We start from the raw sequence: 18,706 nt of genomic DNA on the forward strand, positions 1-18,706 counted from the left end.
GACATGCCATGGTCACCGAGCGCGAGTTCCTCGACGGCTACGACCCGCGGGCCTACCCGGCGGTCGCGGTCACCGTCGACGTCGTCACGCTCACCATCCGCGACGGCGTCCTGCACGTGCTGCTCGTCGAACGCGGCGAGCAGCCGCACGCCGGCCGCCTCGCGCTGCCGGGCGGCTTCGTCCGCGAGGAGACACTCGACCAGGCCGCGCTACGCGAGCTCGCCGAGGAGACAGGGATCCTTCCCCGCGTCCACCTGGAGCAGCTCGCCACGTTCGGCGACCCGGGCCGCGACCCGCGCATGCGGGTGATGTCGGTCGCCTACCTCGCCTTCGCGCCGCACCTGCCCGAGCCGACCGTCGGCGGCGACGCCGCCGCGGCCCGCTGGGTCCCCGTCGGCGCCGCGTCCGGCCTCGCGTTCGACCACGACGCGATCCTCGCCGCCGGCCTCGAACGCGCCCGCGCCAAAATCGAGTACACGCCGCTGGCGACCGCGTTCGTGGACGAGCAGTTCACGATCGCGCAGCTGCGCGGCGTGTACACGGCGGTCTGGGGCGAGGAGCCGCACGCGGGCAACTTCCACCGCAAGGTGCTGTCCGTGCCGGGGTTCATCGCCGACACCGGCGCCACGACCCAGCGCGGCGGCGAACGCGGCGGCCCCCGGTCCAAGCTCTACCGGGCCGGCGACGCCCGCATCCTGCACCCGGCATTGCTGCGACCCACCCAGGAACCTCGATGAACGCCTTCGACGACGCGGTCACCCGGGTGGCGGCCGCACGCACCCCCGGCGACCTGTTCGGCGGCGACAGCGGGCACGCGTACCGGATGCTCGCCAAGGTCCTGCACCCCGATGCCGCACCGGCCGGCGCGACCGCGACCGCGACGCACGCGTTCGCGCGGCTCGCGGACCTGTGGGCAGCGCACCGCGACGGCACGGTCATGGTCACCCGCCGCGGCGCGTACCGCGTCGGGCCGCTGCGGTACGCGGGCGACGTCGCCGACCTGTACACCGTCGACGGCGGCACGGCGCTGCTGAAGCTGCCCCGCCACCCCGCCGACAGCGACCTCATGCGCCGCGAGGCACGTGCGCTGACCCGGCTGCGCGACCACGGCGAGGCACGCCACCACGCCTACGCCCCGCGGCTGATCGAGTCGTTCACGCACCGCGACCCCGCCGGCGGCACCCAGCGCACCGCGACGGTCCTCGCCCACCAGGACGGTTTCGTGAACCTGGCCCGGGTCAAGCAGTCCTACCCCGACGGCGTCGACCCGCGCGACGCGGCCTGGATGTGGCGGCGGCTGCTCGTCGCCGTCGGCTACGCCCACCACGCCGGTGTCGTCCACGGCGCCATCGTGCCCGACCACGTGCTCATCCACCCGGGCGAGCACGGCCTCGTCCTCGTCGACTGGTGCTACAGCAGCACCGAACCCGGCCAGACCGTCCCGGCGCTCGCCGCCGGGTACCACGACCTCTACCCGCCGGAGGTCACCGGCAAGCAGCCCGCGAGCGAGGCGACCGACATCCACCTCGCGACCCGGTGCATGACCTGGCTCATGGGCGACCGGACACCACCGGCCCTGGCCCGGTTCGCCCGCGGCTGCACCCTGACCAACCCGAACAACCGACCGCACGACGCGTGGCGGCTGCTCGCCGAACTCGACGAGCTCCTCGAAGCGCTCTACGGGCCCCGCACCTACCGCCCCTTCACCCTCTAAGGAGCAGATCATGGGAAGTGGACGATGGTCCACCGACGTCTACGCGGCCACCGCCAAGTACCGCAAAGCGACCGGCGCGAGCGCGTTCGCCTACAGCGACTCCGGCGCGCGTACGGTACACGACGCGCTCAACCCGCACGGTGTCACGATGCGGGAGAGCCGCGACAGCGACCAGCACCCGAACTCGACGCCGATCGCGATCCTGTTCGACGTGACCGGGTCGATGGGCTCGGTGCCGCGGGTGCTGCAGACCAAACTGCCGGAACTGTTCGGCCTGCTGATCCGCAAGGGCTACTGCACCGACCCGCAGATCCTGTTCGGCGCGATCGGTGACGCCACCTGCGACCGGGCGCCGCTGCAGATCGGGCAGTTCGAGTCCGACAACCGCACCGACGACGACCTCGGCCGGATCCTGCTCGAAGGCGGCGGCGGCGGGCAGCGCACCGAGTCCTACGAACTCGCCATGTACTTCATGGCCCGCCACACCGACCTCGACGCCGTCGCCCGCGGCCGGCGCGGCTACCTGTTCATCATCGGCGACGAGATGGCCTACCCGCGGGTCAAGCCCGACGAGGTACGCCGCGTCGTCGGCGACACGATCGCCGAGCCGATCAGCACCGAGGCGATCGTCGCCGAGCTGCGCCGCAGCTACGACGTGTACTTCATCATGCCCGCCCAGGCCAGCTACACCGGCGACGCCGAGATCCTCGGGTTCTGGCGCAGGCTGCTCGGCCAGCACGTCATCGAACTCGACGACCTCGACGCCGTCTGCGAAACCATCGCCCTGACCGTCGGGCTCGGCGAGGACGCCACCGACCTGGACTCGGGGCTGGTCGACCTCGCCGACGCCGGATCGGCGGCCGGCCCGACCGTCGGCAAGGCGCTCGCCCCGCTCGGCAGCACCCGCGGCGCACTGGTCCGCTCGGCGCTGCCGGCCGGGTTCGGCGACCGGGCCACGCCGGTGACCCGGCTGTGACCGAGCCCCGCCACGTCATCGTCGTCGACCTCGGCTACGGCGACGCCGGCAAGGGCACCATCGTGGACTGGCTCTGCGCGACCCGGCCGGTGAGCACCGTGATCCGGTTCAACGGGGGCGCGCAGGCCGCCCACAACGTGGTGACGCCCGACGGGCGTCACCACACCTTCGCCCAGTTCGGCTCCGGGACCCTGCACGGGGTACGCACCCACCTGTCCCGGTTCATGATGGTCGACCCGCTGGCGCTGGCCACGGAGGCCGGGCACCTGGCGGAGCTGGGCGTGGCCGCGCCGTTCGAACTGCTCACCGTCGACCGGCGGGCCCTGCTGACCACGCCGTGGCATCGGGCCGCCAACCGCCGCCGCGAAGCCGCACGCGGCGACGACCGGCACGGGTCGTGCGGCATGGGCGTCGGCGAGACCGCCGCGTTCGCGCTGGCCCACCCCGACCTCGCGGTCCGCGCCGGCGACACCGAGTCCCCGGCCGCGCTGAAACGCAAGCTCGGCGCGGTCCGCGACGCGCTCACCGCCGAACTCGGACCTCTCGACGCGCCACCGGTCGCCGCCGTCGCCGAGGCCTTCCGGTGGTTCGGGACCGCGGTCCGGCTCGTCTCCTCGTCCCGGCAGGCGCTGTCCGGCCCGTGCGTCTTCGAAGGAGCCCAGGGGGTGCTGCTGGACGAATGGCGTGGCTGGCACCCCTACACCACCTGGTCCACCACCACCTTCGACAACGCCGAGACGCTGCTGGCCACCGACGGCGACGGCGACGGCGACGCCCTGCGCCTGGGCATCGTGCGCACCTACACCACCCGCCACGGCGCAGGACCTCTCGTCACCGAGGATCCGCAGCTCACGGCGGCGCTGCCGGAACGGCACAACGGCCACGGCCGATGGCAGGGCGCGTGGCGGGCCGGTCACTTCGACGCCGTCGCCCACCGCTACGCCGTCGAGGTCTGCGGCGGCGTCGACGCGCTCGCCGTCACCCACACCGACACGGCCGAACACCACAAGCTGAAGATGTGCCTGGCGTACGGGCAGCTGGACCGGATCGTGCCCGGCGAGCGCGGCGATCTGGCGTACCAGGAGAAGCTCACCCAGACGTTGAGCACCGCCACCCCGGTCTACACGGGGCTCGGCGATCCCGGAGAGGTGCTCGGCGTTCCGGTCGCGGTCACCTCATTCGGCCCGACCTGCGCAGACAAGGCGCAGCGGTCCACGCGGTCGCGGTGACGGGTTGTCCTCGGCCATGGCGCAGCGGCGACCTACGCCGACTCGTGCAGCGGCCACACCTCGACGACTCCGTGCGCGATCGCGCACGGAGTCGCGGCCACGGCTTCGATCGCCTCGTCCAGCGAGGCCGCTTCGATGAGGGCGAACCCGGCCACGGGAAGTCCAGCCGACATGAACGGACCCTTCTCGACGACCACGCCGGTGGCGTCATGATTTCTCACCTGCACCGGCGCGCCGGCGATCCCCGACTCGGCACCGGCCTCCCGCAGCCGCGCATCATGGGCATGCGCGCGGTCGCGCAGCTCAGCGGCGGTACGGTCGTATCCGGCCTGGTCGCCGTATCCGATGGTCAAGAACTTCGCCATGACGCGGTCCTTCCGTGGCAGGAGGTCACCGAGCCAGACGATCCGGTGACACCTACCGACTCGCCGATCAGGCGGGCGATGAAACCTACCCAGCACACCTGCGGGTGCCGTCGCCCCGTTGAGCGGCTTGCATCCTGCCCTACAGACGCCGCGTCCACGCGCTCACCTCACGGCTTCGCTGCCTTCAGAACGTAGATGCATGCCTCGACCGGACCGCCCGGCGTGTGCACGTCGGTGACGACTCGCTCGTACTGCGGACCTTCGAATGCGTCGAGCCGCGGCCAGCGGGCCGGCAGGTCGCTGGACTCGAAGACCTCCACGCCTACGCGCTCGCCGTCGGGATCGACGGCAAGCCCGGGGAACCCGAGGGCGCTCCCCCAGCCGGCGTCGATGAGCCGGCCGTGTACGTGGCCGGGGAACCAGCGGCCGCCAAGATCGTCCAGGTGATGATGGTTCGGTTTACCCGGCGCAAGGCTTCCGTAGGTCGCCAGGCGGTGAGCCGGCCCGAGATCATCGCTCACCGGACGATTCTACCGTCGTATCCCGGCGGGAGCCGGCCGTGGTTGGCGACCTGGGCTGCGGATACGCCGAGGCGCGACCGCGCCGGCGCCTCGCGCTCTGCGGTGTGCCGGCGAATGGAACTGGCGCTTCGTGGGTACGTCTGCCGGTGCCATGCCGAGGAGGCCGAGATGAGCCAGACACCCGAGGAGCCGGAAATCGTCCGTGAGGACGACGAGGCCGAGGTTCTCGAACAGCGGGGACGCACTCCGCACCCCATCGAACCCGCGGAAGGGCCCGACGATCCGGAGTACACCGGCGGCTGACAGCGCAGCATGACCGACGAGGAACGGCGAGTGGTTGCGAGGTAATGAGGCTGTCCACACTGCGTTGGGTATTGCCGACCGTCGGTAACAGAGAGTCCCGATGCGTCGCATCGTGCCGCGCCAGGAGAATCAGCGGTCCGGGGGCCCCGAGATCGGCCGGATGTCGAAAGTGAAAGGATTCGGGGGCACGTTCGGCACCACGCCGGACCACGACCCCGAAGGAGTGGCCATGCCGGTTTCCGCTGACCTCGCCAAGCTGTTGGACAAGGACTACCAGGACAAGAGCCTTGAGGAGCTCGCCAACGCGCCCGTCGCCGCGCTCGCCGGTGTGAGCGAGCGTGCCGCCGAGCACCTCAAGGACGCCCTGGGCATCAAGACGATCGGCGAGCTGGGCCGCAGCCCGTACTTCCGTGCGGCGCGGGCCATCGCCGACCTGGCCGACGCCAAGTAGTTCTCCCGGGGCCGGCTGCTGTGCCGGCCGGCCCCGCTGCGGTCGTCGTAGCCCGGCCCGATCGGCGGGCGACGGATCGGTCAGACCCGCGGTCGTCCGCGCCGTTATCATCGTGTCCATGATGGACGGGCAGTACGCGCTCTACGCGTGGGGCAACTTCATCCACGAGACCGAGCTCGACAGACTACCCGAGTTCGCCGACCCCGGACTGCTGCGCGGTGACCGCCTGCTCGACGACGACCGGCTCACCGTCTACGAAGTACCGCTGGCCATCGACGTGAGCCGCTCACTGTTCGATACCCCGGCCGGGTACGTGACAGGCCGGGACCTGACCACGCTCCCCGAGCGATGGCGCGTCGGCTACCTGCGACTGGCCACCGACGGCACCCTCGACGACGCGGTCCGGGTCATCGGGCAGTTCGAGGAGAACGACGTCGAACTCGACCGGGACGACCGTCCCGGCCGTAATCCGCTCCCCCTCGGCGATGTCGTCACCACCTGGGAGGACCTGCACGGCCAGTGGGACCTGGCGGTCGTACGGTTGCCCCGTTGATCGGCTCGACCGACATCGCGGCCTCAGACCTGCCGGATTGACCGCTATTCCTGGGCAGCGCGAAGCCGGCGTTGCTCGCGGGCCCTGCGCTGCGAGGCCGTGCCGCGCTCCAACCACCACTCGGCGATCACCAGGTTGATCATCATGCCGACCCAGACGCCGATGCTGCTGAACATCTGCGCGCGCGGATCGGTCGGGCCGGTGAGCTCGGCCATCTGCTCGCCGTACATGATGAAGCCGGTGATCGTGCCGGTCACTCGCGTCGTGATGATCGCGAACGTGAGCCAGAAGCTGCGCACCATCCAGCGCCGGTGCTCGACGTATCGGCGGCGGCGCGCCATGCGGAATCCCGCGATCGTCGTCGCGAGCCAGAGGATGCCGAGGGTGACATTGGCGGCGCGGACGACCGGCCCGAACGGGCTCATCACGCCGACGACGACGGCGAGCACGCCGCCCGGAAGCACGCCGGCGAGAACGTAGACGCGGCCCATGACGCGGTGTGCTCTCGGGTGGCGGGCGCGGAACGTGGGCCAGATCTGGAAGCACGCCGTGACCATGGCGACCGTGCCGCACAGGACATGACCGACCAGCAGCGCGTAGTGAGCGGCGAAGCCGTCGGGGGCCGGCACGTTCGTCTGCGCGGGGTCGAAGGTCAGATAGCGGGGCACGGAGAACGCGAGGAAGGTCGCCGCCAGGAGCATCAGCGGGCCGATCCACGGGCGGCGCCAGAAGCGCGGGCGGGGTTCTACCTGGGGTGAGGTGGTCGCCGCTGCCGTGTCGACGGTGCTTGTCATGAGGGGATCCATTCGATCGACGAAAAAACTCTGTATAGCGTACAACGAAAAATGTATGTCATACAGAGTTTTAGGATGGCCTCACCACGACGATCGGAGAAAGATGCCCCGCGACACCGGCGGCCTGGCCCGCACCGTCGAGCTCCTGTGGGGAGTGAGCACGTCGCGGGGCACCCGCGGACCGCGCCCCGGGCTCTCCGTGGAGGCCATCACCCGGGCCGCGCTCGCGATCGCCGACGCCGAGGGCATCGGCGCGGTCTCCATGCAACGCGTCGCCAAGGACCTCGATTACACGACGATGTCGCTGTACAACTACGTGCCCAGCAAGGATCAGCTCATCGAGCTGATGATCGACGCCGCCACCCCGCCACCGCCGGTCCCGGACGACGGCGACGACTGGCGCGACGGGGTCGAACGCTGGGTGCGCGCCACCTGGGACCTCTATCACGCGCACCGGTGGGTGCTGAAGGTCCCGACGGTGAACGTGCCGATCGGACCGAACCAGATGGCGTGGTTCGAGGCCCTGCTGCACGCCCTCAGCCGCGGCGGCCTCGAAGGCGCCGAGGTGATGGCGATCGCCCAGCACATCCTCGCGTCGACCAGGGGCCAGGCCGCCCTCTCGATCGACCTGACCACCGAGCAGGACGGCACCACCGCCGAGTTCAGTGAGGCGCTGCGCAAGCTGGCGACACCTGATCGATTCCCGACCCTGCACGGGCTGCTCACAGCAGCCGAACCCGGTGGCTTCGACGCGGGTGCGGAGCTGTACGCGGGACTTCGGCTCGGCGTGCGGCTGCTGCTGGACGGCGTGGAGGGACACGTGCGTCCGGGAGCGTGAAGGGCGCAGCCTGACCGGCCGCTTACCGGGGCCGACCGGCAACCGGTCTCCGACGCCGTCGCCCGCAACGGGTTGACCGGGGGAAGACAACGCACACCTGCCCGTCCTCCCCCTGGCCAACCGAGTTGTCAGCTGGTGGCGAGGCAGCGACCGCGGAATCGGAGCAGTGCCGCCGTCAGCAGGCCCGCCGGAAGCCAGAGGTAGACGAAAGCGAAGCCGGCGAACTTCACCGCCGCGACGGTCGAGTAGACGATCGCCAGGGCGCCGTTCACATGCGCCGGGTCGCTCAGCAGCACGAACGAGATCAGATTCTCCAGCGCGTCGGCCACGGGCGCCACCAGCGCGAGGGGGACCAGTGCCACCGCCTTCGATCGCGCCGCGCTCGCCGGTGGCATCGCCCGCGCGACCAGCAGCAGCGCGGCCGTGAAGAACAGGGCGGTCGCCGCGATGAAGGCGAAGTCCACGAACTGCGTCTGCCAGTAGGTCTCCAGGGTTCCGCCGCGCTCCATCGCCGAGTACCACCCCGACAGCTTCCGGCCGCTGAAGGAGAGCTGCCCGGCGTAGTAGGGCACCGGATAGCCCGACCGCGCATAGAGCCCGTCGAGCACGCCCTGGCTAACCCGCTGCGCCACGAAGCCTGCCCCGAACAGGCCGAGGAGCAGGGGCAGTCGCGACGACGTCGCTCGTCGCGCCGCGATCCGCAGGTGGGTGTACAGCGAGGCCCGGCCGGTGGCGATTTCATATTCCATGGAATATATCCTGACCGGGCGACGCCGGCCTGTCAAGCGTTCCATGGAATATGATTGCCCGATGAGAGCGGAGCTGCAGGGACAGGCACTGCGGGAGCTGTCGATCCTGCATCAGCTCACGACCACCCGGCTCAACCGCGCGCTACGCCCCCTCGGCATCACGACGACCCACACCAGCCTGCTCTTTCACCTGATGAGCACACCGGAGGGCACCTCGGTCGGCGAGATCGCCGACGCCATGGAGGTCAATCAACCGGCCGTCTCCAAGACCATCAAGGCGCTCACCGATCGCGGCGTGGTCACCGTCGAACCGGCGCCGGACGACGCCCGGCGGCGGGTCGTCCGCCTCACTCAGGCCGGCGGCGAGCTGCTCACCCGGGCGATGATGGCGATGCACCCCGACGCGACCCTCACCTTCGAGTCGCTCGACGATGACCGTCTGCGCAACCTGATCGGCCTCGTCGCCGAGGTCAACGCGCATTTGGACGCCGCCCGAGCGACCATCGCGCCCCCGGTCGACGCGCCCTGACCCTACGCAGGAGTGGTGAGGACACCAGCGACGGCCGACCCCTCGGCTAATGGCTGTGTTCTTTCACCGTGGCGGCGACGACGTCGTTCTTGTCGCACCGGGCGGTGATCTCGCTGTCGTTGTCCGGTGACACGAGCAGGATACGGACCTGGTCCTTGGGCTGCGGAACATCCCTGACCGTGTATCCGGCAGCCGGCGTGACACGCACGACGGCCGGTTGCCTGTTCGAGCACGTGACCCGCACCGTGCCACCGAGCGCGGTGACATCGGACCCCGGCAGCACGACCGGAGGCGACGGCGAGGGTGGCGGGGACGGTGGCGCGCCCGGCGAGGAAGGCGGGGCCACCGAGGGTGGCACAGACGCCGCGGGGCCGGCGGTGACCACGGTGACCGCGCTGCTCGGCGGCGACTGCTGACCTGCCGCGTTGTACGCCACGATCACGAAGATGTACCGGGTGCCCGCTGCCAGACCGGTGACCGTCGCCCCCGGGGACCTGGTCCAGCCGGCGTCGGCGCCGTCCTGCACGATGCGGTAGTACGCCACACCTCCGGTCCCCACGTCAGCGGGCACCGACCAGCTCAGCATCACGCTGTCGTGGGTGGCCGCCATGGCGGCCAGGTCCCTTGGCGCGGACGGCGGCCTCGACGCCGGGCCGGCCGACACCGACACCGGTGGCGGCTGATCCGTGATCGCCGACGGTGGCCGCATTGCCGACGCCAGCACGGTCGGCAGGGCGCTGGGCTGCATCGAAGAGCCGGCCACGACCACCGCTGCCGTGGACCCGGACGCCGTCGGCGTGCCGGCTGCGGCCCCGGAAGGCGTCTCGGGCGTGCGACTGCTCAGCGCGAACACCGACGCCGCGGCCACCACGACCACTGCCGCGACGGCCCACGCGCGGCTTCTGACGCCCGACGCACGGGGAATTTCGGCGGTCTGCAGGGTGGTGTCGGCGCTCGGCCGCACCGTGATCCCGCCGCCCGCCCACGGTTCACCGGCACCGTCGTCCTGTGCCGGACGGGCTGCCGGGCCCAGTGTGGCGGCGATCTCCGCGTAGCCGGGCACGGCGTCGACGGCGGCGCGCGCGGCCAACCATTGGGCTGTGGCCAGTTCAAGGTGGATCTTCTGGACGCGCGGACCGCTGAACGTGATGACGGCCGGCAGGACGATTTTCTGCCAGGCCGATTCGGGCAGCCGGAGGCCCTGCTGGACGCCGGTCCAGAGCTGCATGAACTCGTCCCGCCCGACCTCGACTCCGTCGATCCGGCTGTCATCATGGGGCGCGTCGAAGGCGTCGATCAGCACCTGGTGCACCTCAAGGCCGCTCCGGCCGCTCACGACGTCGTCGAGCGTGGCCCCGAGCGTCATGATCAGTGAGCGGGCGAGCTGCGCCTCGGCCAGCCATGGCTGAGCCACGTCGTCTCCCGTCGTCCATCGCGGTCGCGACGATATGCCCGGCGCTCAGTGATCGAAACCTGCCACGTTCACGACCACGGCGTCACCGCCGGTGGCGGTGTTCACCTGGGCGCAGCTTGGGGGACAAGGCCGAGTTGCCGGTACAGGTGCAGGTTGTCCCAGTTCCACCAGGCCTCCCTGACCTTGCCGTCCTCGAACCGGAAGATCGCTATACCGGTCATGGTGCACTCCCGGCCCGTCGCGGCCACGCCCCGGAACTCGCCATGGTGCATTCCGGCCCAGCTCCACCGGGTGGCGACCTCGTCGCCCTCGGCGACCTGGGCCTGCACGTCGAACCGGCAGTCGAACCCGCGGCGGTAGCCTTCGACCTGCGTGCGCAGCGCGTCGAGGCCGATCGTCTCCCCCTCGTCGACCGTTTCGCCCTCACCGGCCGGGTCATGGCCGACGTAGTCCGCGGCGAACAGGTCCGGCAGCAGGTCCAGCCGGCCCTCGGAGGCGATCTGATCGAAGAACACCCGGGCGTTCATCTTGTTCAGCTGCTCGTCACGGATGACGTCCAGGTTGGTGAAGGTCGGTGGCTCACCGCACAGCGCCACGATCTCATCGAAGATCCGGCTCGTCTCCGGCAGCTGCGAGTTGCGCATGGCCTGCTCGTACGACGGGAACTCGACGATCTCCAGGTAGTGGCCGGCATCGTCGCGATCGCGGCCGATCAGCGTGTGGGTGGCCGTTCGCCTACCGGCGGTCTGCTCGACCCACGTGTCCATGAGCCGGTTGAGGTCATCAGGACGTTCGGTCTTGCAATCGATGATCTGCATGAATGTCATGGGGTGCCTCCCTGCTCCGGGACCACGCACCTGGCCGATACGCGGCCTCTCCCCAGGTTATGCCCTTGCCCGCCTTGCGATCACTGCCGTGCGCTCCCCCGCCCGGTCACGCGTCGGACGTGAGCAGGCAGCGCAAGTGGCACTTTCTGGAGCATTGCGCCACATCTGCGAAGGATCTGCCCTAGCGTGAAAAGACACCGGCAAGGGCAGCTCTCCAGGTCAGTGACCTACGGCATCCGAGGACGAACATGATCACGCTGGCTCAGTCGTCGTTCGGCAACGGCGACTTCCTTCTCTGGATGTTCGAGTTCTTCCTGTTCGTGATCTGGTTCTGGCTGCTGGTCATCGTCTTCTCGGACCTGTTCCGCGATCACGAGACCTCGGGCTGGGTCAAGGCGCTGTGGGTCATCCTGCTCATCTTCCTGCCCTACCTCGGCATCTTCATCTACCTCATCGCGCGCGGCCGCGGTATGGCGCAGCGCAACCTGAAGCAGCAGCAGGCCATGAAGCAGCAGATGGACGCGCAGATCCGCTCCGCCGTCGGCACCGGCATGTCGCCCACCGACCAGATCGCGCAGGCCAAGTCCCTGCTCGACACCGGAGCGATCACCCAGGCCGAGTTCGAGGCGCTCAAGGCCAAAGCGCTGTCGTCCTGAACCCGCCCGACCTGCGGCCGAGGCGTGCTTCGGCTTGCCGGGGTGAACTCGTCACTCCCGCACCCTGGCGCCGCGCCCGACATGACGCGCAGATCGTTTCCGAGCTGCGAGCACCCGCAGGACCCTCCACAGCAGAGGGCTGCCGTGTGCAGAGGCGCGGCCGTGTTCACATGGTCTGCGAGACTGCGCCAAGGGGCGCGCAAGCGCACGTATCGTGCCGATCCGCGAGTGGAGGGAACCTTGGGGCTGTCTGCGCGGTCGGTTGGGGCGGAACACGATCGTGAAAGGCGGCCCCGATGCCCGAGGAGATGGACCTGCTGACCGACGCGCAGGAGCAGGCGTACCGGTCCCTGGTGGAGTCGGGTGGAGGGCGGGTCGCCGACGTAGCCGAACTCGGCGAGCTGTCGCACGCGCAGGCCGCGGCCGCGCTGGGAGCCCTGCTGGACGCCGGGCTGGCCGTCGTCGAACCCGGCCCCGACCCGGTGTATCAGCCGCTGCCGCCGGACGTGGCGCTCGGCGCGAGCCTGCTGCGCCGGCAGGAGGCTCTCGAACGGGGCCGCCGGCTGATGGCCGAGCTGCACGACCAGTACCGTGCCTCCAGCCGCCGGCGTGGCGGCGAGCAGGTGGCCGAGCTGGTCGTGGGCGCGGAGCCGCTGCGGCGGCGGCTGCGCCAGGTGCAGGACCTGGCCGGAGGCGAGCTGCTGTGGTTCTGCCGCGCCAACCCGGTCGCGCTGGCCAGTGGCGAGAACACCGCCGAGTTCGATGCGCTCGCCCGGGGTGTGGGCTGCCGTGTCGTCTACGAGCGCGAGTCGCTGCTGGTGCCCGGCGTGCTCGACAACGTGGCCGAGGGCATCCGCCGCGGGCAGGTCGCTCGGGCCACGCAGGCGCTGCCGGTGCGGATGCTGGTCGCCGACCGGAGCACGGCGGTGCTGTCACTAATCCGCGAGCCCGGGGACGCCGCGGGGCCACGCGCTGCGGTGATCAACAACGGGGAGATGCTGCACGCGCTCGTCGCGCTGTTCGACAGCCATTGGCAGGCCGCGGTGCCGATCCGCGTCCCCGGTGGCGGCGCCGATCATGCCGGCGGCCCGGACGAGGCCGAACTTTACGTGCTGTCGCTGGTCGTCGGCGGGGTGCCGGACAAGGCGATCGCCTCGCAGCTGGGAGTCAGCCGGCGGACCGTGCAGCGGCGGCTGGACCGGCTGATGGCGCTGGCGGGCGTCGACACCCGGGCGGGCCTGGCCTACCACGCGGCGCGTTGCGGGTGGCTCTGACCGCGGAAAGTCGCGGATGGGCAAGTCACAACCGTGCCACCGTGATCGCTTCACGCCGGCACCCGCCGTTGCGACGATCTCCACACGTTCACCCCCCGTTCGAGTGGAGTCGCCCTGATGACCGCCCGTTTACCTGCCCACCGCCGCAAGGCCCTGGCGCGCGCCGTACTGGCGCTCGCGCTGGTCGCCGGCCTCTCCTCCGCTGCGCCGGTGGCCGCCACCGCGGCGACCCCCGGCGCGGCCGCACCGGCGCGGTCCGGCGCCATGCACACCGTCACCCTGATCAACGGTGACCGTGTCACCGTGACGGACCTGCCCGGCGGGCACACGACCACCGTCGTACACGGACCGGCGGGCCAGGCCGTCGGAGCGCACGTGGTGACGTTCGGCGCACGCACCTTCGTCTACCCGGACGCGGTGGCGCCGTACGTGGCCGCGGGCCTGCTCGACGAGCGCCTGTTCGACGTGACGGGGCTGATCGCCGCCGGGTACGACGACGCGCACATCGGCCGCCTGCCCCTGATCGTCGAGTACGGCGCCACCGCCGCGCGCCGCACGCCGCTGCCCGGGACGACCCAGGTGCGCACGCTGGACAGCGTGCACGGCGCGGCGGTCGAGCAGGACCGTGCCGGCGCGGCCCGGTTCTGGCAGGCGCTCACCGCGCCCGCGGCGGCCGGGAAGCTTACCGCCGCGAAGCCGGTGCTCAGCGGCGGCATCACGAAGGTCTGGCTGGACGGGAAGGTCCGCGCCGCGCTGGCCGACACCACCACGCAGATCGGCGCCCCGACCGTGTGGGCCACCGGCAACACCGGCGCGGGCGTCGACGTCGCCGTCCTGGACACCGGAGTCGACCAGACCCACCCCGACCTCGCGGGCCAGATCGCGGAGGCGCAGAGCTTCGTACCCGGTCAGGAGGTCACCGACCGGCACGGCCACGGCACGCACGTCGCGTCGACGATCGCCGGCACCGGCGCGGCCTCGCAGGGCCTGGAGCGGGGCGTCGCCCCGGGCGTACGGCTGCACGTCGGCAAGGTCCTCAACGATCAGGGCGAGGGCCAGGACTCCTGGATCATCGCGGGCATGGAGTGGGCCGCCCGGCAGCAGCACGCCAAGGTCGTCAGCATGAGCCTGGGCGGCGCGCCGACCGACGGCACCGACCCGCTCAGCCGGGCCGTCGACGAGCTCAGCGCGCAGACCGGCGCCCTGTTCACCATCGCCGCGGGCAACTCGGGCCCGGACATGCAGACCGTCGGCGCACCCGGCGCGGCCGACGCGGCACTGACCGTCGGCGCGGTGGACGGCCAGGACCGGTGGGCGTTCTTCTCCAGCAGCGGGCCGCGGCGCGGCGACAACGCGCTCAAGCCCGACCTGTCCGGACCCGGCGTCGACGTGCTGGCGGCCCGCTCGCAGCAGTCCGGCGAGGGCGAGGGCATGTACACCACGATGTCCGGCACCTCGATGGCGACGCCGCACGTGGCCGGGGCCGCGGCGCTGCTGGCGGCCAAGCACCCCGGCTGGACCGGCCGGCAGCTCAAGGACGCGCTGATGAGCACGAGCCGGGCGGCGCAGCGGCTGGAGCCGTACCGCGACGGCAGTGGCCGCGTCGACGCCGCCGGCTCGGTCGCGGCGACGGTGTTCGCCACCGGCTCGGACTTCACCGCCCTGACCTGGCCCTACCAGCCCGGTCAGCGGATCGACCGGACCGTCTCCTACACCAACACCGGCGACGCCGCGGTGACCCTCGACCTGTCGATGCGCGCCCCCACCGCCCCCGAGGGCCTGTTCACGCTCACCGCCGACCGGGTGACGGTGCCCGCCCACGGCACCGCGCAGGCCACCGTGCGCCTGGACCTGGACCGCGCCGCCGACGACACGTATGCCAACGCCAGTGTCGACGCCGCCGGGCCCGACGGGGTGCGGCTTACCCATACGCTCGTCGGGATGAACAAGGAAGGGCAGCGGGCCAGGCTGACCTTCCAGGCCCGCGACCGCGACGGCAGCGGCCTGTCCGGACTCCTGCTGATCAACGACATCACCCGCAACACCACGCCGAGGCTGGTGGCCGTCGACGCGACCGGACACGTGGACCTGCGCCTGCCGACCGGCACCTACAGCGCCGTCATGCACGCCGACATGCCCGGCCTCGACGGACCCGACAGCCTCGGCCTGGGCATGCTCTTCGCCCCCGAGACCGTGCTGACCGGCGACCGCACCGTCGTGCTCGACGCCCGGCGGCTGCGCAGGGTCAGCGCCGAGGTCAAGGCCGACACCGCGAGCGCCGGGATCCGGGTCGACTACGGACGGACCTACGCCGACCGGTTCCCGATGTTCGACAACTACACCGTCGACAAGCGCTACCACAGCGTCTGGGCCACGCCGACCGGCAAGGACGTCACCCAGGGCACGTTCAGCCTCGGGTTCCGGTGGAGCCTGGTCCAGCCGCCGCTGACCATCGGCGGGTACGGTCAGCGCTTCGACGACCTGCTGATGCAGACGGCGTCACGCAGCCTGCCGGAGGGCAGCGAGCAGCTCGACCTGGTCTACGCGGGCAACGGCTCCCCGGCCGAACTCGCCGGGGCCCGCGTACGCGGCAAGGTCGCCGTCGTCCGCCGCGACCCCGCCGTGGACGTCGTCGCCTCCACCGACGCCGCGGCGGCCGCCGGGGCGAAGCTGCTCGTCGTCGTCAACGACGGCCCCGGCCGGCTCGACGCGTGGACGGACGTGCCCGACCCGAACCCGGCGCTTCCGGTCGCGTCCATCGGCCGCAGCCAGGGCGAACTTCTCATCGCGCAGCTCCGCCGCGGCCGGGCCCGCCACACGGTGACCGCGCACCCGGTTTCGGACTACGTGTACGACCTGGTCCGCCGCCACCGCGGCGCGGTGCCGGCCGACCTGAGCTACCGGCCCGGACCGCGGGACCTGGCCCGGATCGACGTCTCCTTCGAACGCCCCACCCCGGGCACCGTCAACTTCCTGCGCTACGACGTCTCACCGGAGCAGTCGCACGCCGGCCTCGGCGGGCCGGTGCTGCTCGCGCCCGCCCAGGGCCGGCGCACCGACTGGGTGTCGGCCGAGCACGACAACCAGTGGTTCGAGCAGGCCATGGAGACGCGCATCATGCTCTCCTCGGACCTGCTCGGCTACCGGCCCGGTGCGCGCCACGAGGTCAGCTGGTTCGCGCCGGTGGGCCGGCCCAGCCTGCTGCGCGACAGCCTGATCTCGGGCGTGCCCACGCAGCTGGGCAACGAGGTGATGATCTGGAACCTGCCGAGCTGGGGCGACGCCGACCCGCACCACCAGGGCCAGGTCTGGGAAGGCGAGATCGCCCAGACCACCAGCCTGTACCAGGGTGGCGACCTGATCACCGAGGGTCCGGGCAGCAGCCTGTACGGGCAGCTGACGCCCGGCGCCGGCCGGGTGCGGATCGTCAACCGCGGCACGCAGCAGGTCGTGTCGCCGTACTCGACGAGCACGCAGACGGCGTGGACGTTCCCGTTCACTCCCGCGGCGTCGGACGAGTCGTGGCGGCTGCCGCTGATCGGCGTGCACTACGCGGTGGACACCGATGTGCTCGGCCGGGCCGACCGGCGGGCCGGGCTGACCGTGTCGGCGGCACACCACCCGGACGCGCACCGGGCCGGGAAGATCCGCGCCGTCACCGTCGAGCTGTCCTATGACGACGGCCGCACCTGGCGTCGGGCCACCCTGACGCAGCGTGACGGTGGCTGGCGGACCACGCTGGACGCACCGCGTGCCGCGCGGTTCGTCGCGGTGCGGGTCACCGCCGTCGACACCGCGGGCAACACCGTCACACAGACCGTCGAGCGGGCCTTCGGGCTGCGCTGACGGACCCGCCACACGCGCCGGTGTTCAGGCCGGGCCGTCCATCACGGGTAGCCGAACCCGGATCCACGAGGGGAGGTGTGCTCGTAGACCGAGGGGGCGGGGCCGCCGGTCCCGCCCCCTCGACGTCCGGTCAGTGGCTTTGCCGGCGGTGCTCGTCGAGTTGCTCCACGAGCGCGACCAGCTTCTCGAACGGCATCCTGACCACCGGGCTGAACAGGTTCCGGCTGACACCGACGCTCGTGGGGACCTGGGTGCCGTCCAGCAGTTCGAGGTGGAGCAGCCGCTTAGCGGCCCGGCCGGGCTGCGGGCGGATGGTGAACTCGCGCACCTGGCTCATCCCGATGACGGTGCGGCCCAGCCCGAACCGCAGGATCAGCTGGTCTCCGGCCAGGTAGACGCCCTGGCGCAGCCCGATGTAGGCGGCGGCGAACAGGACGGCCAGCGGGAGCAGCATCGGATCGCGGTATCGGCCGTCGGCGAGCGCCTCGACGGCCAGCGCCCCGCAGATCGCGATCCCGACGAGGTAGAGCGGTCCGAGGGCGGGCAGCGGGGTGAGGCGTTTCGAGCGGCGTACGGCGACTGGGGGCACCGGCGCATTCTGCCGAGTCACCGGCCCGCCCGTCTGCCCCACTTTCGGCTGACCATCCGGCTGCGCTCGCGTGAACCGACGGGTTGTGCGCCCGCTGTATGCCGGATGTGCGCCGGGTTCCGCAGGCCGTGCCATCATGACGCCACCAGTCATCCATTGGAGGTCGTTGATGCATCGAATGGTTTCCCGGCCGCTCGCCCGGAGGCTGCGCCGGACGGCGGCGGCCGTCGGGCTGGCGGCGGCGACGCTGGCGGCAGGTGCGGCCGTACCCACGCCCGCCCACGCCGTGACCTCGACCCTGACCTGCCCCGGCGTCATCGTCATCGGGGTACGCGGCACCAACGAGGCCGCCGGCTCGGGCGGCGGGTCCTACAACTACGCCAGCGGTGGCTTCGGCGGCCGGCTCAATCTGACCTCCAGCACCGTCATCGAGACGTCCTACAGCGCGCGCCGCATCGCGGTGAAGTACCCGGCGACCGCCATCGCGCCGATCTACCCGATCAGCCAGCACGACGGCACGGTCAACCTCAAGAACCTGGTCACCTCACTCGGCAGCCAGTGCTCGTACGCCACCAGGTTCGTCCTGGTCGGATACTCCCAGGGCGCGCACGTCATCGGCGACGCGCTGGCCAGCGACTCGGCCAACCGGATCGCGGCGGCCTACCGCAGCCGGATCGCGGCCGTCGTGTTCTTCGGCGACCCCACCTACCGCAAGGGCGAGCCCTTCAACGTCGGCGGCGCCACCGGCACCGGCACCTGGCCCCGTGCCGCGGGTGTGCTCAGCGAGTTCAACTCCCGGCTGCGCTCCTACTGCTACGCCAGCGACAAGTGGTGCCAGAACACCAGCGACCCCAACGACGTGCACGGCACCAGGTACCAGACGTCGGCGGTGCAGACCTCGGCGAAGAGCTTCATCCTCTCCAAGCTCTGACGGGCCGGCTCCGCGAAAGAACCCGCCCGGCATCGTCGGCGCCGGACCCGACGCCGACGATGCCGCACGTGGAGACCTTCCGGACAGGCGTCAGGTGCTTTTCGAATGTCGCACCGTCCACGGCGCACGGGGGCCGAGTCCGGCATT

At 71.3% G+C, this 18,706-nt stretch carries 20 protein-coding genes; 13 read left to right on the forward strand and 7 right to left on the reverse strand.

Features of this window, described 5'->3' with window-relative positions:
- Window positions 1–8 precede the first annotated feature (8 nt).
- Genes F6W97_RS13925 through F6W97_RS13940 form a run of 4 tightly spaced genes read left to right on the forward strand, consistent with a single transcriptional unit; the run spans window position 9 to window position 3,919 of the window.
- Complete coding sequence (locus F6W97_RS13925) at window positions 9–737, forward strand: NUDIX hydrolase (protein ID WP_155370728.1); 729 nt, start codon at window positions 9–11, stop codon at window positions 735–737.
- Window positions 734–1,714 (forward strand): serine/threonine-protein kinase, encoded by a 981-nt coding sequence (locus tag F6W97_RS13930; protein WP_155370729.1) that lies wholly within the window; start codon window positions 734–736, stop codon window positions 1,712–1,714. Before F6W97_RS13925 ends, F6W97_RS13930 begins: the two co-directional genes overlap by 4 nt.
- 10 nt (window positions 1,715–1,724) lie before the next feature.
- On the forward strand, window positions 1,725–2,690 hold the full coding sequence (locus tag F6W97_RS13935) for a hypothetical protein (protein ID WP_155370730.1): 966 nt from the start codon (window positions 1,725–1,727) through the stop codon (window positions 2,688–2,690).
- A complete protein-coding gene (locus F6W97_RS13940; RefSeq protein ID WP_155370731.1) occupies window positions 2,687–3,919 on the forward strand; it encodes an adenylosuccinate synthetase in 1,233 nt (410 codons plus the stop codon). Before F6W97_RS13935 ends, F6W97_RS13940 begins: the two co-directional genes overlap by 4 nt.
- A gap of 32 nt (window positions 3,920–3,951) precedes the next feature.
- Here the strand turns inward: F6W97_RS13940 and F6W97_RS13945 are convergent, their stop codons facing one another.
- Together F6W97_RS13945 and F6W97_RS13950 are read right to left on the reverse strand one after the other, a co-directional pair.
- A complete protein-coding gene (locus tag F6W97_RS13945; protein ID WP_155370732.1) occupies window positions 3,952–4,284 on the reverse strand; it encodes a YciI family protein in 333 nt (110 codons plus the stop codon).
- 167 nt (window positions 4,285–4,451) lie between these two features.
- Window positions 4,452–4,805 (reverse strand): gamma-glutamylcyclotransferase family protein, encoded by a 354-nt coding sequence (locus tag F6W97_RS13950; protein WP_155370733.1) that lies wholly within the window; start codon window positions 4,803–4,805, stop codon window positions 4,452–4,454.
- Window positions 4,806–4,973: 168 nt separating this feature from the next.
- Here F6W97_RS13950 and F6W97_RS41235 point away from each other — a divergent pair, with 168 nt between their 5' ends.
- From F6W97_RS41235 to F6W97_RS13960, 3 genes are all read left to right on the forward strand, one after another.
- A complete protein-coding gene (locus tag F6W97_RS41235; RefSeq protein ID WP_269059689.1) occupies window positions 4,974–5,108 on the forward strand; it encodes a hypothetical protein in 135 nt (44 codons plus the stop codon).
- A 229-nt stretch (window positions 5,109–5,337) separates the two neighbouring features.
- A complete protein-coding gene (locus F6W97_RS13955) occupies window positions 5,338–5,559 on the forward strand; it encodes a hypothetical protein (RefSeq protein ID WP_144127914.1) in 222 nt (73 codons plus the stop codon).
- 118 nt (window positions 5,560–5,677) lie between these two features.
- Window positions 5,678–6,112 (forward strand): hypothetical protein, encoded by a 435-nt coding sequence (locus F6W97_RS13960; protein ID WP_155370734.1) that lies wholly within the window; start codon window positions 5,678–5,680, stop codon window positions 6,110–6,112.
- 44 nt (window positions 6,113–6,156) lie between these two features.
- Here the strand turns inward: F6W97_RS13960 and F6W97_RS13965 are convergent, their stop codons facing one another.
- On the reverse strand, window positions 6,157–6,951 hold the full coding sequence (locus F6W97_RS13965) for a DUF2306 domain-containing protein (protein ID WP_230686665.1): 795 nt from the start codon (window positions 6,949–6,951) through the stop codon (window positions 6,157–6,159).
- Between the two features lie 58 nt (window positions 6,952–7,009).
- On the opposite strand from F6W97_RS13965, the gene F6W97_RS13970 reads away from it, so the two are divergent.
- The gene (locus F6W97_RS13970) at window positions 7,010–7,744 is read left to right on the forward strand and encodes a TetR/AcrR family transcriptional regulator (protein WP_155370735.1); all 735 of its coding nucleotides are present in this window, start codon (window positions 7,010–7,012) and stop codon (window positions 7,742–7,744) included.
- A 128-nt stretch (window positions 7,745–7,872) separates the two neighbouring features.
- On the opposite strand, the gene F6W97_RS13975 is transcribed toward F6W97_RS13970, so the two are convergent.
- A complete protein-coding gene (locus F6W97_RS13975) occupies window positions 7,873–8,493 on the reverse strand; it encodes a hypothetical protein (RefSeq protein ID WP_155370736.1) in 621 nt (206 codons plus the stop codon).
- Between F6W97_RS13975 and F6W97_RS13980 the strand changes: the two genes are divergently transcribed.
- Window positions 8,492–9,022 carry a MarR family winged helix-turn-helix transcriptional regulator gene (locus F6W97_RS13980; protein WP_155370737.1) on the forward strand — a complete coding sequence of 177 codons (531 nt, stop codon included), beginning with the start codon at window positions 8,492–8,494 and terminating at the stop codon, window positions 9,020–9,022. The genes F6W97_RS13975 and F6W97_RS13980 overlap by 2 nt on opposite strands.
- A gap of 46 nt (window positions 9,023–9,068) precedes the next feature.
- Here F6W97_RS13980 and F6W97_RS13985 read toward each other — a convergent pair whose 3' ends face one another.
- Complete coding sequence (locus tag F6W97_RS13985; protein ID WP_155370738.1) at window positions 9,069–10,436, reverse strand: fibronectin type III domain-containing protein; 1,368 nt, start codon at window positions 10,434–10,436, stop codon at window positions 9,069–9,071.
- Between the two features lie 101 nt (window positions 10,437–10,537).
- Window positions 10,538–11,263, reverse strand: a complete 726-nt coding sequence (locus F6W97_RS13990) for an ester cyclase (protein WP_155370739.1) — start codon at window positions 11,261–11,263, stop codon at window positions 10,538–10,540.
- Window positions 11,264–11,511: 248 nt separating this feature from the next.
- Here F6W97_RS13990 and F6W97_RS13995 point away from each other — a divergent pair, with 248 nt between their 5' ends.
- From F6W97_RS13995 to F6W97_RS14005, 3 genes are all read left to right on the forward strand, one after another.
- Window positions 11,512–11,919 carry an SHOCT domain-containing protein gene (locus tag F6W97_RS13995; protein ID WP_155370740.1) on the forward strand — a complete coding sequence of 136 codons (408 nt, stop codon included), beginning with the start codon at window positions 11,512–11,514 and terminating at the stop codon, window positions 11,917–11,919.
- Window positions 11,920–12,215: 296 nt separating this feature from the next.
- A complete protein-coding gene (locus F6W97_RS14000) occupies window positions 12,216–13,193 on the forward strand; it encodes a helix-turn-helix domain-containing protein (protein ID WP_155370741.1) in 978 nt (325 codons plus the stop codon).
- 117 nt (window positions 13,194–13,310) lie between these two features.
- A complete protein-coding gene (locus F6W97_RS14005) occupies window positions 13,311–17,039 on the forward strand; it encodes a S8 family serine peptidase (RefSeq protein WP_155370742.1) in 3,729 nt (1,242 codons plus the stop codon).
- 130 nt (window positions 17,040–17,169) lie between these two features.
- On the opposite strand, the gene F6W97_RS14010 is transcribed toward F6W97_RS14005, so the two are convergent.
- Window positions 17,170–17,628: a hypothetical protein gene (locus F6W97_RS14010; RefSeq protein ID WP_155370743.1), complete on the reverse strand. Its 459-nt coding sequence runs from the start codon at window positions 17,626–17,628 to the stop codon at window positions 17,170–17,172.
- Window positions 17,629–17,797: 169 nt separating this feature from the next.
- Between F6W97_RS14010 and F6W97_RS14015 the strand changes: the two genes are divergently transcribed.
- Window positions 17,798–18,559: a cutinase family protein gene (locus F6W97_RS14015; protein ID WP_196279133.1), complete on the forward strand. Its 762-nt coding sequence runs from the start codon at window positions 17,798–17,800 to the stop codon at window positions 18,557–18,559.
- Window positions 18,560–18,706: the final 147 nt, after the last annotated feature.

Origin of the sequence: Catellatospora vulcania, assembly GCF_009720385.1 — a bacterium.
GTDB lineage: Bacteria > Actinomycetota > Actinomycetes > Mycobacteriales > Micromonosporaceae > Catellatospora > Catellatospora vulcania.

Bases quoted from the DNA above. Each gene is read 5' to 3' on its own strand.
- F6W97_RS13925 (WP_155370728.1), top strand. From the start codon at position 9: ATGGTCACCGAGCGCGAGTTCCTCGACGGCTACGACCCGCGGGCCTAC.
- F6W97_RS13930 (WP_155370729.1), top strand. From the start codon at position 734: ATGAACGCCTTCGACGACGCGGTCACCCGGGTGGCGGCCGCACGCACC.
- F6W97_RS13935 (WP_155370730.1), top strand. From the start codon at position 1,725: ATGGGAAGTGGACGATGGTCCACCGACGTCTACGCGGCCACCGCCAAG.
- F6W97_RS13945 (WP_155370732.1), bottom strand. From the start codon at position 4,284: ATGGCGAAGTTCTTGACCATCGGATACGGCGACCAGGCCGGATACGAC.
- F6W97_RS41235 (WP_269059689.1), top strand. From the start codon at position 4,974: ATGAGCCAGACACCCGAGGAGCCGGAAATCGTCCGTGAGGACGACGAG.
- F6W97_RS13955 (WP_144127914.1), top strand. From the start codon at position 5,338: ATGCCGGTTTCCGCTGACCTCGCCAAGCTGTTGGACAAGGACTACCAG.
- F6W97_RS13960 (WP_155370734.1), top strand. From the start codon at position 5,678: ATGATGGACGGGCAGTACGCGCTCTACGCGTGGGGCAACTTCATCCAC.
- F6W97_RS13970 (WP_155370735.1), top strand. From the start codon at position 7,010: ATGCCCCGCGACACCGGCGGCCTGGCCCGCACCGTCGAGCTCCTGTGG.
- F6W97_RS13980 (WP_155370737.1), top strand. From the start codon at position 8,492: ATGGAATATATCCTGACCGGGCGACGCCGGCCTGTCAAGCGTTCCATG.
- F6W97_RS13975 (WP_155370736.1), bottom strand. From the start codon at position 8,493: ATGGAATATGAAATCGCCACCGGCCGGGCCTCGCTGTACACCCACCTG.
- F6W97_RS13990 (WP_155370739.1), bottom strand. From the start codon at position 11,263: ATGACATTCATGCAGATCATCGATTGCAAGACCGAACGTCCTGATGAC.
- F6W97_RS13995 (WP_155370740.1), top strand. From the start codon at position 11,512: ATGATCACGCTGGCTCAGTCGTCGTTCGGCAACGGCGACTTCCTTCTC.
- F6W97_RS14000 (WP_155370741.1), top strand. From the start codon at position 12,216: ATGCCCGAGGAGATGGACCTGCTGACCGACGCGCAGGAGCAGGCGTAC.
- F6W97_RS14005 (WP_155370742.1), top strand. From the start codon at position 13,311: ATGACCGCCCGTTTACCTGCCCACCGCCGCAAGGCCCTGGCGCGCGCC.
- F6W97_RS14015 (WP_196279133.1), top strand. From the start codon at position 17,798: ATGCATCGAATGGTTTCCCGGCCGCTCGCCCGGAGGCTGCGCCGGACG.